16 protein-coding genes, 2 tRNA genes and 1 other RNA gene are annotated in these 16038 nt (G+C 20.7%); 12 read left to right on the forward strand and 7 right to left on the reverse strand.

Features of this window, described 5'->3' with window-relative positions; genetic code table 11:
• Positions 1-9: 9 nt before the first annotated feature.
• The 3 genes from tkt to PAD_RS01140 are packed head-to-tail and all read left to right on the forward strand — an operon-like array spanning position 10 to position 3787.
• The gene (tkt, locus tag PAD_RS01130; RefSeq protein WP_219848629.1) at positions 10-2037 is read left to right on the forward strand and encodes a transketolase; all 2028 of its coding nucleotides are present in this window, start codon (positions 10-12) and stop codon (positions 2035-2037) included.
• 13 nt (positions 2038-2050) lie between these two features.
• A complete protein-coding gene (locus tag PAD_RS01135) occupies positions 2051-3349 on the forward strand; it encodes a cation:dicarboxylate symporter family transporter (protein ID WP_219848630.1) in 1299 nt (432 codons plus the stop codon).
• A gap of 9 nt (positions 3350-3358) precedes the next feature.
• Positions 3359-3787, forward strand: a complete 429-nt coding sequence (locus PAD_RS01140) for a type II 3-dehydroquinate dehydratase (protein ID WP_219848631.1) — start codon at positions 3359-3361, stop codon at positions 3785-3787.
• On the opposite strand, the gene rsmH is transcribed toward PAD_RS01140, so the two are convergent.
• The 5 genes from rsmH to hisG form a co-directional block, all read right to left on the reverse strand.
• Positions 3784-4662, reverse strand: coding sequence for a 16S rRNA (cytosine(1402)-N(4))-methyltransferase RsmH (gene rsmH / locus PAD_RS01145; RefSeq protein WP_219848632.1), 879 nt, complete (start codon positions 4660-4662; stop codon positions 3784-3786). The genes PAD_RS01140 and rsmH overlap by 4 nt on opposite strands.
• Positions 4654-4989, reverse strand: an RNA gene (gene rnpB / locus PAD_RS01150) — RNase P RNA component class A. Before rnpB ends, rsmH begins: the two co-directional genes overlap by 9 nt.
• Positions 4990-5012: 23 nt before the next feature.
• On the reverse strand, positions 5013-5393 hold the full coding sequence (gene rpsI, locus PAD_RS01155; protein WP_219848633.1) for a 30S ribosomal protein S9: 381 nt from the start codon (positions 5391-5393) through the stop codon (positions 5013-5015).
• 22 nt (positions 5394-5415) lie between these two features.
• Complete coding sequence (gene rplM / locus PAD_RS01160; RefSeq protein WP_219848634.1) at positions 5416-5844, reverse strand: 50S ribosomal protein L13; 429 nt, start codon at positions 5842-5844, stop codon at positions 5416-5418.
• 16 nt (positions 5845-5860) lie between these two features.
• Entirely contained in the window at positions 5861-6487 is a 627-nt protein-coding gene (gene hisG / locus PAD_RS01165) for an ATP phosphoribosyltransferase (RefSeq protein WP_219848635.1), read from the reverse strand.
• An 80-nt stretch (positions 6488-6567) separates the two neighbouring features.
• Here hisG and PAD_RS01170 point away from each other — a divergent pair, with 80 nt between their 5' ends.
• From PAD_RS01170 to PAD_RS01195, 6 genes are read left to right on the forward strand one after another with little or no spacing between them, the layout of a single operon-like run.
• Positions 6568-6819: a hypothetical protein gene (locus PAD_RS01170; protein WP_219848636.1), complete on the forward strand. Its 252-nt coding sequence runs from the start codon at positions 6568-6570 to the stop codon at positions 6817-6819.
• Positions 6820-6823: 4 nt separating this feature from the next.
• Entirely contained in the window at positions 6824-8248 is a 1425-nt protein-coding gene (gatA, locus tag PAD_RS01175; protein ID WP_219848637.1) for an Asp-tRNA(Asn)/Glu-tRNA(Gln) amidotransferase subunit GatA, read from the forward strand.
• A gap of 12 nt (positions 8249-8260) precedes the next feature.
• Positions 8261-9703 (forward strand): Asp-tRNA(Asn)/Glu-tRNA(Gln) amidotransferase subunit GatB, encoded by a 1443-nt coding sequence (gene gatB / locus PAD_RS01180; protein WP_219848638.1) that lies wholly within the window; start codon positions 8261-8263, stop codon positions 9701-9703.
• A complete protein-coding gene (locus PAD_RS01185) occupies positions 9700-11160 on the forward strand; it encodes a phytoene desaturase family protein (RefSeq protein ID WP_219848639.1) in 1461 nt (486 codons plus the stop codon). Before gatB ends, PAD_RS01185 begins: the two co-directional genes overlap by 4 nt.
• A complete protein-coding gene (locus PAD_RS01190) occupies positions 11157-12017 on the forward strand; it encodes a squalene/phytoene synthase family protein (RefSeq protein ID WP_219848640.1) in 861 nt (286 codons plus the stop codon). Before PAD_RS01185 ends, PAD_RS01190 begins: the two co-directional genes overlap by 4 nt.
• On the forward strand, positions 12011-13144 hold the full coding sequence (locus tag PAD_RS01195) for a lycopene cyclase family protein (RefSeq protein ID WP_219848641.1): 1134 nt from the start codon (positions 12011-12013) through the stop codon (positions 13142-13144). The genes PAD_RS01190 and PAD_RS01195 overlap by 7 nt, the downstream gene beginning before the upstream one ends.
• Here PAD_RS01195 and prfA read toward each other — a convergent pair.
• Positions 13133-14227 (reverse strand): peptide chain release factor 1, encoded by a 1095-nt coding sequence (gene prfA / locus PAD_RS01200; protein ID WP_219848642.1) that lies wholly within the window; start codon positions 14225-14227, stop codon positions 13133-13135. The two genes, PAD_RS01195 and prfA, sit on opposite strands and share 12 nt — an antisense overlap.
• 77 nt (positions 14228-14304) lie before the next feature.
• On the opposite strand from prfA, the gene PAD_RS01205 reads away from it, so the two are divergent.
• The 3 genes from PAD_RS01205 (at position 14305) to PAD_RS01215 (ending at position 15941) form a co-directional block, all read left to right on the forward strand.
• On the forward strand, positions 14305-15252 hold the full coding sequence (locus tag PAD_RS01205; protein WP_219848336.1) for a ribose-phosphate pyrophosphokinase: 948 nt from the start codon (positions 14305-14307) through the stop codon (positions 15250-15252).
• A gap of 15 nt (positions 15253-15267) precedes the next feature.
• Positions 15268-15855 carry a 50S ribosomal protein L25 gene (locus tag PAD_RS01210; RefSeq protein WP_219848643.1) on the forward strand — a complete coding sequence of 196 codons (588 nt, stop codon included), beginning with the start codon at positions 15268-15270 and terminating at the stop codon, positions 15853-15855.
• Between the two features lie 12 nt (positions 15856-15867).
• Positions 15868-15941, forward strand: a tRNA-Met gene (locus PAD_RS01215).
• A gap of 13 nt (positions 15942-15954) precedes the next feature.
• Here PAD_RS01215 and PAD_RS01220 read toward each other — a convergent pair.
• A tRNA-Asn gene (locus PAD_RS01220) sits at positions 15955-16027 on the reverse strand.
• Positions 16028-16038 lie beyond the last annotated feature (11 nt).

Below are 16038 nucleotides of genomic sequence, written 5' to 3' on the forward strand. Positions count from 1 at the left end.
GTATATAATATGCTATATCGTAGTGAACTTGCAAATGCACTTCGCTTTCTTTCTATAGATTCTATAGAAAAAGCTAAATCAGGCCATCCAGGAATGCCTCTGGGGATGGCTGAGATTGCTGAAGTTTTATGGAATGATCATTTAAAACATAATCCAAATAATCCTTACTGGATAAATAGAGATCGGTTTATATTATCTAATGGACATGGATCTATGTTGCATTATGCTTTGTTGCATTTAAGTGGTTATAATTTATCAATTACTCAAATAAAAAATTTTCGTCAATTAGGTTATAAAACTCCAGGTCACCCAGAATTAGGATATACAATAGGGATTGAAACCACTACTGGTCCTTTAGGCCAAGGATTAGCAAATGCCATTGGTATGGCAATAGCAGAACAGAATTTATCTAAAAAATTCAATAAAAAAAATTATAAAATAATAAATCATAAAATCTGGAGTTTTGTTGGTGATGGATGTTTAATGGAAGGAATTAGTCATGAATCTTGTTCTTTAGCTGGAAATTTAGGTTTAGGTAATTTAATTGTATTTTATGATGATAATAATATATCTATTGATGGAAAAAGTTCTAATTGGTTTAATGATAATACATATAAAAGATTTAAATCTTATAATTGGCATATTATTGGACCAATAAATGGACATAATTTTAAAGAAATAAATAGAGCTATATCGATAAGTAAAAAAATAAAAAATAAACCAAAATTAATAATTTGTAAAACATTAATAGGTTATGGTTCCCCAAAAAAATCTGGTACATCAACTTGTCATGGAACATTTTTAGGAAAAAAAGAAATAGAAATAGTACGAAAAAATTTAAATTGGAAATATCCTGCATTTAAAATACCTAAAAATATTTATTTATCATGGAATGCACAAAAAAAAGGTATAAAATTAGAAGAAAAATATAATAAAAATTTTAAAATATATTCAAAAAAATATCCTCTACTTGCTAATGAACTCAAAAGAATATTTAAAAATAAATTACCTAATTATTTTAATAAAAAAAATGAATATAATTTAATAAAAAAAATACAAACAAAAAATGAAAATATTGCATCAAGACAAGCTTCTCAAAATATCTTAAATATTTTAGCACCTAAACTCCCAGAACTTATCGGTGGAAGTGCTGATTTAACTCCATCTAATTTAACATTATGGAAAAATGCAAAAATTATTAAAAAAAATAATTATTCAGGTAATTATTTATATTATGGAGTAAGAGAATTTGGGATGGCTGCTATATCTAATGGTATCGCTATTTATGGAGGATTAATTGTTTTTGATTCAACCTTTTTAGTTTTTATAGAATATATGTTAAATGCAATAAGAATGTCAGCTTTATGTAAAATAAAAATGATACATATTTTTACTCATGATTCTATTGGCTTAGGAGAAGATGGTCCTACACATCAACCTGTGGAACAAATAGAAATTTTAAGAGCTATACCAGGTCTTATTATTTGGAGGCCCGCAGATTATACAGAAACAGTAGTAAGTTGGTTGAATGCAATAAAAAATAAAGAACCAACAGTTATTATACTTTCTAGACAAAATTTAATAACACAAAAACGTAATAAGAAACAATTAAAAAATATAAAATTAGGAGGTTATATATTATATAATACTAATAAGAAAGTTATTCCTGATTTAATTTTTATTGCTACCGGATCAGAATTAAATTTAGTAATGGAAACTGTTAAAAGTTTAGAAAAAAAATATAAAAATCTAAATTTTAGAATTGTCTCGATGCCAAGTACATCTATTTATGATAAACAAAATAAAAATTATCATGAAAAAGTTTTACCAAAAAAAGTACGGAAAAGAATAGCAGTAGAATCTGCATCAATTAATAATTGGTATAAATATGTAGGTCTAGATGGATATATATTAGGTATGAAGACATATGGGGCTTCAGGCAAATTAGAAGATTTATTTAAATATTTTGGTTTTACAAAACAAAATTTAATAAAAATTTCAGAAAAATTATTAAAAAAATTACCTATATATAATTAATAGGAATAAAAATATGAAAATAATTAACTCTAAAAATTTAGCTCTAAATATAATAATATGTTTAGTTTTAGGAATAATTTCTGGATTAATATTACATTCAAATCATATTATAAGATCATGGTTTATTTTTAATTTTTTACAACCTCTAGGAGAAATTTTTATTAGATTAATAAAAATGATAGTAATTCCTATTATTATTTCTTCTTTAATAATGGGTGTTTCCGGTATTGATGATACAAAAAAATTAAGTAGAATAGGGCTAAAAACTCTTTTATATTTTGAACTAGTTACAACCTTAGCTATAGTTGTAGGATTAATAGCAGCAAATATATTTAAACCTGGATATGGTATTAATATGTCTAACTTAAGTAAGAATATTGATATTTCACAATATAAAAATTTTAATAAAATTGTTAATCCTCATACAACTGTGATAAATCTCATAGTAAATTTAATCCCATATAATATATTTAAATCAATAGTAAATGGAGATATGTTATCTATTATATTTTTTTCTATAATATTTGGTTTAGGTTTATCCAGTTTACCTAAAAAAAATAAAAAAAATTTAATAAATATAATAAAAACTATATCTGAAACCATGTTTAGTATAACAAATTTAGTTATGCGTTATTCACCATTAGGTGTATACTCTTTAATATCTATTACTCTAGCAAATTTTGGATTTTTATCATTACTACCTTTAATAAAATTAGTTTGTTTAGTATATTTAACAATAATATTTTTTATATTTGTAATTTTAGGCAGTATTGCTTGGTATTTTGGTTTTAATTTAATTATATTATTACGAATCATAAAAAATGAACTATTATTAGCTTTTATTACTTCTAGTTCGGAAACAGTATTATTAAAATTAATGTCTAAAATGGAAAATTATGGAGCTCCAAAAAATATTTGTAATTTTGTAATCCCTACTGGATATTCATTTAATTTAGATGGTTCAACGTTATATCAAAGTATTGCTGCTTTATTTATAGCACAACTTTATGGAATAAATTTAAATTTATTTACACAAGTTACTTTAATCTTTACTCTAATGATTACGTCAAAAGGAATAGCAGGAATTCCAGGAGTATCTTTTGTTGTGTTATTAGCTACATTAGGTAGTATAGGAATTCCTATTGAAGGTTTAGCTTTTATTGCAGGAGTAGATCGAATATTAGATATGGCTAGAACAGGATTAAATGTTATAGGTAATGCATTAGCTGTATTAATAATTTCAAAATGGGAAAATCAATATGATAAAAATAAAGGGTTAAGTTATTTTGAAAGTAAAAAATATAAGGGATAAGAAAATATAATGAAAATATTTTTAATTAATGGACCAAATTTAAATTATTTAGGAAATAGACAAAATAATATATATGGATTTAATACGTTAAATGATATAGAAAATTTATTAATAAAAAAAGCAATAAAATTTAAAATTGAAATAGAATGTTATCATTCTAATCATGAGGGTTATATAATAGATACTATACAACGGGCATATAATAAATGTAATGCTATTATTATAAATGCAGGGGGGTATAGTCATACATCAATATCTATATTAGATGCATTAAATATTTTTAAAGGGAAAATAATAGAAGTACATATATCTAATATAAATAAGCGGGAAAAGTTTAGAAAAAAATCTTATATTTCTACTAGAGCTAATGCAGTGATATCTGGATTGGGAATATATGGCTATATATCAGCATTAGATTATTTAATAAAAGAATATTAATTCTTTTTTATAACATACATTGTGGCGCTTCGTGAACTTTTATTAAAAATAAGTTCTTCTTTATTTGGATATATTTTTTTTAAATTATATTTTTTTTTATTTATAGTATTAGTTTTAATTAAAGATTTTATTAAAGTTGATTCTAAAGAATTAAAAGTAATAATAATTAATTTTTTATTTATATCTAAAAGGTCTAAAGATGAAATTATTACTTTCTCTAGATTAGTTAATTCATTATTTATATAAATACGTATAGATTGAAAAACTTTTGTTGCAGGATGGGTTTTATTTTTTTTAAATTTTATTTTTTTTATTAAATTAGATAATTCTAAAGTCATTTTAAATGGATATTTAATCCTACGTTTACATATTTCGTTTGTAATTTTATTTGACTTTTTATCTTCTCCATATTTTTTTAATATATTTAAAATTTCTTTTTTTTTATAATTATTTAACATTTCAGAAGCTTTTATTCCTAAGTTATTATTTATTCTCATATCTAATGGACCATTTTTATAAAAACTAAAACCTCTTTTAAAATCTTTAATTTGATTTTTAGAAATTCCTAAATCTAATAAAATTCCAGATACTTTTCCTAATTTTTTTTTAAAAGCAAAATTTTCTAATTTATTAAAATTTATATTAATCAATTTAAATCTTTTATCACGAATTATTTTTTTTGCATAAATCTTTGTATTAAAATCATTATCTATTGCTATTAATTTACCTTTTTTAGATAATCTTTTTAAGATCTTTTTGCTATGTCCTCCACTTCCATAAGTACAATCTATATATATCCCATCTTGATTATTTATTAATAAATCAATAGCTTTATTTATAAATAAACTTTTCTGATTAGTTTCTTGATTTTTCATATACCATAAGCCGGATTCTGTTATAAATTTACAGTCATTTATCTAATATATATATTACTATATATATATATGCAACTTACCAGAATTTTTTTTATAGAGCTTAAATTCTTTTTTAGTTTTACTCAAAGTGGGGTTTACATAACGAATTTGTTTCCAAACACGCGGGATGCTTTTACCAAACCATTTCACCTTTATCTAAAAAATAGATAGTATTTTTTCTTTTGTACTTTTCCGTCAAATTTTGCCCAGCGCTTAACTGGCACTTTTCTCTTCGAGTCCGGACTTTCCTCTTATAAATCTTTTATAAGTGACTGTATAGTATATTACTTATTTATAAAAAAAATTATAATTTAACGTTTTGAAAATTGAGGTGATTTTCTTGATTTTCTTAATCCAATTTTTTTTCTTTCAACTTTTCTTGAATCTCTCATTAAATAACCATTTTTTCTTAAATTATAACGAAATTTAACATTAAAAGCTAATAATGCACGAGCTAAACCATGTCTTATTGCTTCAGCTTGTGCTTTATAGCCACCGCCCCTTACAGTAATTTTAATATTAAAAGTATTAACATTATTTGTTATTTCTAACGGTTCGAGAACAATAAAATGCATATATTTATTAAAATAATCATTTAATTTATTTTTATTTATTAAAATTTTTCCTTTGCCTAATTTTATAAAAACTCTCGCTACTGCAGTTTTTCTACGTCCAGTACCATAATAATACATTTTCTATCCTCTTAAATTAATATTAAATTAATATTTCTAAAGGTTTTTGAGCAATATGTGGGTGTTTTTTTCCTTTATATATTTTAAGTTTTTTTCCAATTAATCTACCTAATGTAGTTTTTGGTAACATTCCTTTTACTGCTAATTTTATTATTTTTTCTGGATTTTTTTTTATCATATCAACTAATTTGATTTTACGTAACCCTCCTGGAAAACCAGTGTGATAATAATAATTTTTTTTTATTAATTTTTTTCCTGTTAATTTTATTTTATCTGCATTTATAATTATAATATAATCTCCTACATTTGAATAATGATTGTAAATAACTTTATTTTTTCCTAATAAATAATAAACTATTTTTGTAGCTAACCTACCTAGCGGTTTTTTATAAGCATTTATTATATACCATTCTTTTTTAATAAAATTAATATTTACATTAAACGTTTTCATCTTCTTTCATACCTTATTATATAATAGAAATTAATAATTCAAGTAATGGATTTATATATTTATATTTTCTAATCATAGCCGACTTATTTACTATTAATCTAGTACTTATATTTGTTATTAAGTTTTTTGGCTCCATTCCATTTCTTTTTAATGTATTTCCTGTATCAACTATATCTATAATTTCATCTGCTATATTCATAAGTGGGGCTAATTCCATAGCTCCATATAATTTGATTATTTCAGCATTTATACCTTTACTTGCATAATAATTTTTTGCTATTTTAATAAATTTTGTTGCTACTTTACGTTTTCTTTTTTTTATATTAAAACCAATTAAACCTGCAGTCATTAAACGACATTTAGAAATTTTAAAATCTATTGGTTCATAAAAACCTTTAGAACCATTTTCTAATAAAACATCCTTACCAACAATTCCCATATCAGCTGCACCTAATTTAACATAAGTAGGCACATCTATCGCTCTTAAAAAAATTAAATTTAAATATTTTTTTTTTGTATTAAATAATAATTTTCTATTATTATTTATAGAATCAATGGGAATTATACCTGCTTTTTTTATTAATGATAAACTTTTTAAAAGTATACGTCCTTTGGATAAAGCAATTACTAAAGGTTCTATCATAAGATTTTTATTATTCTAGTTATATTTTTATTTTATTTATATTATTATATATTATTTATAGACTTTAAGGAAAAGTTTTAATGAAAATTAATATAAATAATTTAACTAAATTATCTAAATTAAATAAAAATAAATTTCTTTTAAAAGATTTTAAAAAACAAATAAATTTATTATTAAAAAATTTATTTGTTATTAATATAAATTATATAAAACCTATTACAAATCCATTAAATAATAAATATAATTTAAAAATAAGAAAAGATAGAGTTAAAAAACCTAAAAATTTAAAAGCACATATTAATAATTTTTATATTATTCCTAATATTTTATAAAAAAATGACAATAATTGATATTATTAATGGTTTAAAAAATAAACAATTTTCTTGTTACGAACTAATAAAATTTATATTAAAAAAAATAAAAAAAAATAATAAAGATTTAAATTGTTTTATAACAATTGAATATAAAACAGCTTTAAAAGAAGCAAAAAAATATGATTTTTTACGGAAATTTAATCAAAATAATTTATTAAATGGTATACCAATCGCTTATAAAGATATCTTTTGTACCAAAGGTATAAAAACAACTTGTGGATCTAATTTTTTAAAAAATTTTATTCCTACTTATAATTCTACTCTTATTGAAAAACTTAAATATTATGGTTTTATAAATTTAGGGAAAACAAATATGGATGAATTTGCTATGGGATCGTTTAATGAAAGTAGTTATTTTGGACAAGTTAAAAATCCTTGGAATTTAAATTTAGTATCTGGTGGGTCATCTGGGGGATCTGCATCAGCTATATCTGCTGGATTAATTCCAGCTTCTTTAGGTACAGATACTGGAGGTTCTATAAGATTACCTTCTTCTTATTGTGGAATTACTGGTTTAAAACCTACTTATGGTTATTTGTCCAGATATGGAATTATTTCTTATTCATCTAGTTTAGATCAAGCTGGGCCAATGGCTCATACTGTAGAAGATTGTGCAATATTATTAAATCTCCTTTCTGGTTATGATAAGCTTGATTCTACTAATATAAAATTAAATAAATATAATTTTTTAAATTATATAAATAATTCTATATCTGGAATAAAAATTGGATTACCAATAGAATATTTAAAAAATATTAATTCAAAGTTTTCTTGTCTAATACAAGACGCAATAAATATTTATAAAAAATTAGGAATAAATTTTGTTGATATTAGTTTGCCTTATATTGAATCAGCAATTTCTGCTTATTATATTATAGTTTCAGCTGAAGCTGCTTCTAATTTAGCAAAATATGATGGTATAAAATATGGATATTATAAAATAAATCCTAAATCGTTAAAGGATTTATATATAAATCCTCGTACAATTGGGTTTGGTAAACAAGTAAAAAATCGTATTTTAACAGGAACATATATATTAAATAATATAAAATATTTTATTAAAGCAAAAAAAATTAGAAATTATATTTCTAATAACTTTATAAAAATTTTTAAAAAAGTTAATGCTATAATAATACCTACAACAAAATATAGAGCTAATAAATTTAATAAAAAAAATCAAAAGTTAAACCTGCAACAAGACATTTATACAATATCTATAAATTTAGCTGGTTTGCCTGTTATAAATATACCAATCGGATTTATTAATAAATGTCCTATCGGTTTTCAAATTATAACACCTCCTTTTACTGAAAACTTATTATTAAATATCGCTCATTCTTATCAAAAAAATACTAATTGGCATTTAAATTATCCAAATATTTTATAATGGGGTTATATAATGTTAAATAAATGGGAAACTATTATTGGGATTGAAACTCATATACAATTATCAACAAAATCTAAATTATTTTCTAATTCTTCTACAAAATTTTGTATTTACCCTAATAAACAAATTTGTAATTTAGATATAGGTATGCCAGGAGTATTACCAAAATTAAATAAAAAAGCTCTGGCTCTGGCTATTCGTTTTGGTTTAATTATAAATACTAAAATTTATAATAAATCAATTTTTGAAAGGAAAAATTATTTTTATCCAGATTTGCCTAAAGGATATCAAATAAGTCAAAAAAAAAAACCAATTTTAGGATATGGAAAAATTTCCATAGATTTAGAGAAATATCAAACTATATATATAGATCATGTAAATTTAGAAGAAGATGCAGGTAAATTATTACATTATAAAAATAAAAGTGCAATTGATTTTAATAGATCAGGTATACCGTTATTGGAAATCATTACTAAACCTAGTTTATTAACTTATAAAGAAGTTATAAGTTATTTAAAATATCTAAATAAAATTGTAAAATATATAAATATATCTGATGCTAATTTAGCTAAAGGTGAAATGCGGTGTGATATAAATATATCAATAAGAAAAAAAGGAAATAAAAAAAATAACAATTATATTGAAATTAAAAATTTAAATTCTTATAAAAATATTAAAAATGCAATTTTATATGAAACTAAAAGACAAATTAATATTTTAACTAAAGGTGGAAAAATAATTAAAGAAACTCGATTATATAATTTTAAAAAAAACAAAACTTATATTTTACGTAAAAAAGAAAATAAAAATGATTATTTATATTTAAATTGTCCTGATTTATTAGAATTAAAATTAAATAAAAACTTTTTTTTTAAACAAAAAAAATCTATACCTGATTTTCCTCAAAATAAATTAAAATATTTTATAAAAATAGGATTATCTTTTAAAGAAGCTGATCTTATAACAAAGACTTTAGAAATCTCAAATTTTTTTGAAAAAACCTTTAAATTTTGTAATGATGTTAAATTAACATATACATGGATAACTTGTTATCTTTTTGAAAAATTAAAATTTTATTATTTAAAAATTAAACAAAGTCCAATTAAATATGAGTTATTAGGTAACTTATTAAGTTATATAAAAAAAAATATTATAAATATTAATTTAGCTAAATTTATATTTAATAAATTATGGAATAAAAAAATAAATAATATAGAAAAAGAAATAAATAAAATAAAAACAGAACAAATAAATGATAAGAAATTGTTAAAGTTAATAACTTTAACATTTAATGAAAATTTATTACAACTTGAATTATATAAAAATTCAAATTTTAAAAAGAAAAAAAATATATTAAATTTTTTTATAGGGAAAGTAATAAAAAAATCAAAAAATAAAGCTAATCCAAAAAAAATTAATTTTTTTATAAATAAAAAATTAAATAAGTTAATATGAAAAATATAATAGTAATAATTGGATCTGGTTTTGGAGGAATAGCTGCAGGGTTGAGAGCTAAAAAAAAAGGTTTTGATGTAATAATAATAGAACGTAATAAAAATATTGGTGGGAAAGCACAAATATATAAAGATAATAATTATATATTTGATGCAGGTCCTACCGTTATTACAGCACCTTATTTATTTTCAGAATTATATAAACTTTTTGGAAAAAAAATTAATAATTATATAAAATTTCTAGAATTAAAAAACTGGTATAATTTTTATTTTTTTGATAAAACTAAATTTAATTATTATAAAAATTTAAAAAAAACTGAAAAAAATATAAAAAAGTTTTCAAAAAAAGATATATATGGATATAAAAAATTATTATTAATTACAAAAATTTTTTTTGATAATTGTTTTAAATATTTTTCAATTAAACCATTTAATAACTTTTATCAAATGATAAAATGTATACCTTTTTTTATAAAATTAAAATGTTATAAATCATATTTTAATTTAATTAAAATTTTTATAAAAAATAATAACTTAAAGCAAATGTTTTTTATTTATCCGTTATTAATAGGTGGAAATCCATATAAGTTATCTTGTTTATACTCATTAATTATATATTTAGAAAGAAAATGGGGAATTCATTTTCCCAAAGGGGGAATAGGTTTTTTAATAAATAAATTAGAAATTTTAATGAGAGAAGAAGGTATAAAAATATATACAGGAGTAACAGTTAAGAAAATTATTACATATAAAAAAAAAGCAATAGCAATAAAATTAAATAATAATCATTATATTAAAACTAATTATATTGTTTCTAATATTGAACCTAAATATTTATATAATAAGTTAATTAATATAAAAAATAATTTTTTAATAAAAAAGAAATTATCAAATAAAGAATATTCTTTTGGATTATTTATATTATATTTTGGTACTAATTATTTTTATTCAAATATTTATCATCATACAATATTATTTAATAATAATTATTATTTTTCAATAAAAAATATTTTTTATAAAAAGCATTTTAATAAAAAAAATATTAGCATTTATTTACATCATCCTACTAGAACTGATAAGTTATTAAAAAAATCTACTTTTTATGCCTTAATACCTGTACCTAATTTAAAATATTATAAAAATTGGTCTAGATATGAAAATGAACTTTTTGTTCAAGATATAATCTCAATATTAGATTCAAAATTATTACCAAAATTAAAAAAAAATATAAAAACCTGTTTTTATATTACTCCAAAATTTTTTAAAAAAAGATATTTTAATACATTTGGTAGTGGTTTTTCAATTTCTCCTAATTTAAATCAAATAGCATGGTTTAGATTTCATAATAAATCAGAATTAATAAAAAATCTTTATTTAGTAGGAGCCGGTACACATCCTGGGGCAGGAATCCCTGGCGTTTTATTAAGTGCAAAATTAATAGATAAATTCATTATATGAATAAGAAAATTTTAAAAAGTTCAAATAAAATAATAAAAAAATATAGTAAAAATTTTTATTTTACAAGTTTTTTTATAATAAAAAAATATTCAAAATATTTAAAAATAATTTATTTTATATGTAGAAAACTTGATGAAATTGCTGATAAAAATTATTTAAATTCTAAAAAAAAATCTTTGAAAAGATTAACAGTAATATTAAAACAAATAAAAAATAATTCTAAACAAAAATTAGATAAACTTTCTAAATTAATAAAAAATTTAAAAAAAAATAAATCAATAAATTTAAATTCATTTATTGATTTAATCAATTGTTTAATAAAGGATATAAAATATCCAGCAAATATAAAAAATGAAAAAGAATTAATATATTATTGTTATGGAGTAGCTGGTACTATAGGGAATATAGTTTTACCTTTTATAAAATGTTCAATAACTAATACTATTAAGGCTATCAATTTAGGTATTTTTTTGCAAATGATTAATATTGCTAGAGATGTGTTAGAAGATGCTTTTAAAGGAAGACGTTATTTGCCAGCATGTTGGGTTAATAATATAAATGCAAAAGAAATTATTTATTTATCAAATATTCCTATTAACAAAAAACATAAACTAATTTCATCTGCTATTATTCGTTTACTTTTTTTATCAGAATATTATTATATTAAAGGTATAAAAAATATTTATAAAGTAAATTATATAAATCGTATAATTATAACAATAATTAGTTCAATATATTATAAAATAAATATAAATATAAGTAATACTAAATATTATTGGATTTATAAACGTATTTATATATCTTTATATTATAAAATATTTATAACGCTAAAAACTATTATTAAATCTATATGTTAAAAAAAAAAATCTATGATATAGATATCTTAATTTTAGGAGGTGGATGCTCTGGTTTATCTTTAGCTTATTATTTAAGTTTTTTACCAAATAATTTAAACATTTTGATAATTGAAAATAAAAAATTATATTATAATGATAAAACATGGTGTGGTTGGAGAATAAAAAATCATGCTTTTATAAATTGTTGTAAAAAAACTTGGTATAATATAAAAATAAAAAAAGAAAAAAATTCTTATTCAATAATAAATTTTTCTATTCCGTATGAATATATATTATCAATATTATTTTATAAAAAAATTATAAATAGAATAAAAATTCTTCAGAATATTAAAATATATAATAATAAAATTTTAAATATAAAAGAATACAATGAATATGTATCAATAAAATTAAATAATGGAGAATATAAAATTGCACATTGGGTAATAGATACTTTACCTAAAAAAATAAAAATAAATTTACCTTGGAAATGGCAAAATTTTTTTGGGATTGAATTATATTCTAATAAAAAATATTCAAAACCAAGTTTAATGAATTTTTATATAAATAAATATTTAAAATCTAATAAATTAAATTTTATCTATATTTTACCAATAAATAAAAATCAAATATTATTTGAATGGACTAATTTTTATAAAAAAAAAAATCTTTATATAAAAAAATTATTAATTTATTATATAAATATTGTTTTAGGAATTTATAATTATAAAATTTTAAGAAAAGAAACAGGCCATATACCAATGGCTTATATTATAAATAAAAAAAAATTAAAAAACTTAGCTAAAATATATGGTTGTTATATACGTCCCTCTACTGGATATTCATTTAATGAAATACAAAACTGGGCTATTAAATGTGCTTATAATTTATCAATAAATAAAAAAATTATAATACCAAAAGTTCCATATTTTTTAATATTTTTAGATTATATTTATATGAAAACAAATGAATTTTTTCCTAAAAATTCGTTATTATTATATAATAATATTTTTTATAAAATAAAATCTAATACTTTCATTAAATTTTTTACAAATAATCCAAATATAATAGATATCTTTAATATATTATTTTTTCTTAAACCAAAATCGATTTTATTATATACATTTATAATGATTTTATTTAAATAAATTCCCTTTATATTGTGATTTAAATTCATTTCTTAATGAATTTATTATTTCATCTAAATTCCCAGAAATAATATTATTTAAATCATATATAGTTAAATTAATTCTATGATCTGTTACACGTCCTTGAGGATAATTATAAGTCCTAATGCGCTCTGATCTATCACCTGAACCTATTAATGATTTTCTAATTTTTGATTGTGTTTTTTGAAGTTCATCTTTATATTTTTGTTTTAATTTTGCTTTTAATAATAAAATAGCTTTATATTTATTTTTATGTTGGGAGCGCTCTGTTTGACATGAAACTACTATATTTGTTGGAATATGTGTAATTCTAACAGCAGAATCAGTTGTATTAACATGCTGACCTCCTGCCCCACTAGATCTATAAGTATCTATTCTTAAATCTTCTATATTTATATTTATTTTTATATTTAAATCTTTTTTTATTTCAGCCATAACAGCTACAGTACAAGCTGAAGTATGTATTCTACCTATTGATTCAGTATTAGGTATTCTTTGTACTCTATGAGTCCCAGACTCAAATTTTAATTTCCCATATATTCCAGAACCTTTCATTCTTAAGATTATTTCTTTAAAACCACCATATTCTCCTGGATTAAAACTTATTAATTCATTTTTCCATCCATTTTTTTCTGCATATTTATAATACATACGAAATAAATCCCCAGCAAAAATAGCAGCTTCAGAACCTCCGGTTCCTGCGCGGATTTCTAAAAAAATACCATTTTTATCTTCTTTATTAGAATTTTTTATTAATATATTTTTTATATTTAATTTTATATTAAATAATTTTCTTTTTATATTTTTAATTTCTTCAATAACTAAATTACGAATTTCTAAATCATTTTCATAATACATTTTTTTATTATAATTTATTTCTAATTCTAATTTTTTATATTTTTTCCATAATTTTACTAATTTTTCTAATTTTGAATATTCACGTGAATATTTTATATATTTATTTTTGTTATTAAGAATTTCAATTTTAGAAAGTAAAATAGATAAATTATAAAATTTTTTTTCAATTTTATTTAAATAATTACGTAATTTATATTTAATCAAATTAATTTACCTATTTATATTTAAAATAATATATAATTATAATAATATAATATAATGATTTTTAGGTAAGTGTAAATATGATTTTATCTAAATTAATGCTATTTACTGGTAATTCAAATATAGAACTAGCAAAAAAAATTGCTAGTTGTTTAAAGACAAAATTAGGTAATTCTACAGTTAATAAATTTAGTGACGGTGAAATTTCTGTTGAAATTAAAGAAAATGTAAGAGGTAAAGATATTTTTATTTTACAATCAACTTGTGTACCTACTAATGATAATTTAATAGAATTAATTTTAATTGTTGATGCTTTACGTAGAGCCTCAGCTACAAGAATTACAGCTGTAATTCCTTATTTAGGATATGCTAGACAAGATCGTAGAATAAGATCTACCCGTGTTCCTATTTCTGCCAAAGTTATTGCTGATATGATTGTTAAAGTAGGTGTCGATCGTGTGATGACGATGGATTTACATTCAGATCAAATACAAGGTTTTTTTGATGTGCCTGTAGATAATATTTATGGTTATCCTGTACTTATAAAAGATATAGAAAGTCAAAAATATAACAATCTGGTGATAGTATCGCCAGATATTGGTGGGGTTATACGTGCTCGTTCAATAGCTAAAGAATTAAATGTAGAATTATCTATTATTGATAAACGTCGCCCCAAAAAAAATCAAACACAAGTAATGCATATAATTGGAGATATAAAAAATCGGACATGTATATTAATTGATGATATTGCAGATACAGCTAGTACTTTATGCAAAGCAGCTGAATCACTAAAAAAACAAGGAGCAAAATATGTCTTTGCTTATATTACTCATGCTATATTATCAGGTAATGCAATAGATATAATAAATAATTCATTTTTAGATAAATTAATAATTACAGATACTATTCCTTTATCAAAAAAAGCTATTATTAGTAACAAAATAAGACAAGTATCTGTTGCTAGTCTAATTGCAGAAGCAATTCGTAGAGTTAATAATGAAGAATCAATAAGTGCAATGTTTAATTAAGTTGGAAAATTAATAATGCCAAACAATAAAATAAATGCTTTTATGAGATATAATCTAGGTAAAAGAGCAAATAAAAGATTACGTAATAATTCTATTATTCCTGCAATAATATATGGAGGAAATAAAAAAAATTTACTTATTGCAATAGAAAAAGAAAATTTATTAAATTTTATGAAAAGAGAAAATTTTTTTTCTTCTATTTTAAATATAAATATAAATAAAATTAATGAAAAAGTTTTTATACGTAAGATCCAACATCATCCATTTAAAAATTTAATTAATCATATAGATTTTATACGTATAAATAAAAATCAAAAAATAAATGTATTAGTTAAAATAAAAATTATAGGAAAAGAAAATTGTAAAGGTATAAAAAAAGAAGGAGGTTTACTATATTTACATAAAAATTATGTCAAAATAAATTGTTTACCTAAAGATATACCTAATTTCATTGAAATAAATGTAAGTAATTTATCTTTAGGAGAAACTTTCTATTTAAATAATATTTCTGACACTTTATATTTTAATACAAAAAAAATTTTATTTGTAGAAAAAAATAAAGAAATTATTACTATAAAACGTATAAGAAAAAATCTAGAATAATAAATATTTGACGGCTGCGTAGCTCAGCTGGTTAGAGCACATCACTCATAATGATGAGGTCCCCTGTTCAAGTCAGGGCGTAGCTAACTTTCTAAATTACTCCCCGAACAGGATTCGAACCTGTGACCTAATGATTAACAGTCATTTGCTCTACCAACTGAGCTATCGAGGATTTATTATTTA

Origin of the sequence: Candidatus Portiera aleyrodidarum, assembly GCF_000953295.1 — a bacterium.
Taxonomy (GTDB): domain Bacteria; phylum Pseudomonadota; class Gammaproteobacteria; order Johnevansiales; family Johnevansiaceae; genus Portiera; species Portiera aleyrodidarum_A.

What these genes read in the sequence shown, in the direction of transcription:
- PAD_RS01205 (WP_219848336.1), top strand. Translation starts at nt 14,305, where the DNA reads ATGATTTTATCTAAATTAATGCTATTTACTGGTAATTCAAATATAGAA.
- PAD_RS01135 (WP_219848630.1), top strand. Translation starts at nt 2,051, where the DNA reads ATGAAAATAATTAACTCTAAAAATTTAGCTCTAAATATAATAATATGT.
- PAD_RS01210 (WP_219848643.1), top strand. Translation starts at nt 15,268, where the DNA reads ATGCCAAACAATAAAATAAATGCTTTTATGAGATATAATCTAGGTAAA.
- PAD_RS01195 (WP_219848641.1), top strand. Translation starts at nt 12,011, where the DNA reads ATGTTAAAAAAAAAAATCTATGATATAGATATCTTAATTTTAGGAGGT.
- rsmH (WP_219848632.1), bottom strand. Translation starts at nt 4,662, where the DNA reads ATGAAAAATCAAGAAACTAATCAGAAAAGTTTATTTATAAATAAAGCT.
- rpsI (WP_219848633.1), bottom strand. Translation starts at nt 5,393, where the DNA reads ATGTATTATTATGGTACTGGACGTAGAAAAACTGCAGTAGCGAGAGTT.
- PAD_RS01170 (WP_219848636.1), top strand. Translation starts at nt 6,568, where the DNA reads ATGAAAATTAATATAAATAATTTAACTAAATTATCTAAATTAAATAAA.
- gatB (WP_219848638.1), top strand. Translation starts at nt 8,261, where the DNA reads ATGTTAAATAAATGGGAAACTATTATTGGGATTGAAACTCATATACAA.
- rplM (WP_219848634.1), bottom strand. Translation starts at nt 5,844, where the DNA reads ATGAAAACGTTTAATGTAAATATTAATTTTATTAAAAAAGAATGGTAT.
- PAD_RS01190 (WP_219848640.1), top strand. Translation starts at nt 11,157, where the DNA reads ATGAATAAGAAAATTTTAAAAAGTTCAAATAAAATAATAAAAAAATAT.
- PAD_RS01140 (WP_219848631.1), top strand. Translation starts at nt 3,359, where the DNA reads ATGAAAATATTTTTAATTAATGGACCAAATTTAAATTATTTAGGAAAT.
- PAD_RS01185 (WP_219848639.1), top strand. Translation starts at nt 9,700, where the DNA reads ATGAAAAATATAATAGTAATAATTGGATCTGGTTTTGGAGGAATAGCT.
- hisG (WP_219848635.1), bottom strand. Translation starts at nt 6,487, where the DNA reads ATGATAGAACCTTTAGTAATTGCTTTATCCAAAGGACGTATACTTTTA.
- gatA (WP_219848637.1), top strand. Translation starts at nt 6,824, where the DNA reads ATGACAATAATTGATATTATTAATGGTTTAAAAAATAAACAATTTTCT.
- tkt (WP_219848629.1), top strand. Translation starts at nt 10, where the DNA reads ATGCTATATCGTAGTGAACTTGCAAATGCACTTCGCTTTCTTTCTATA.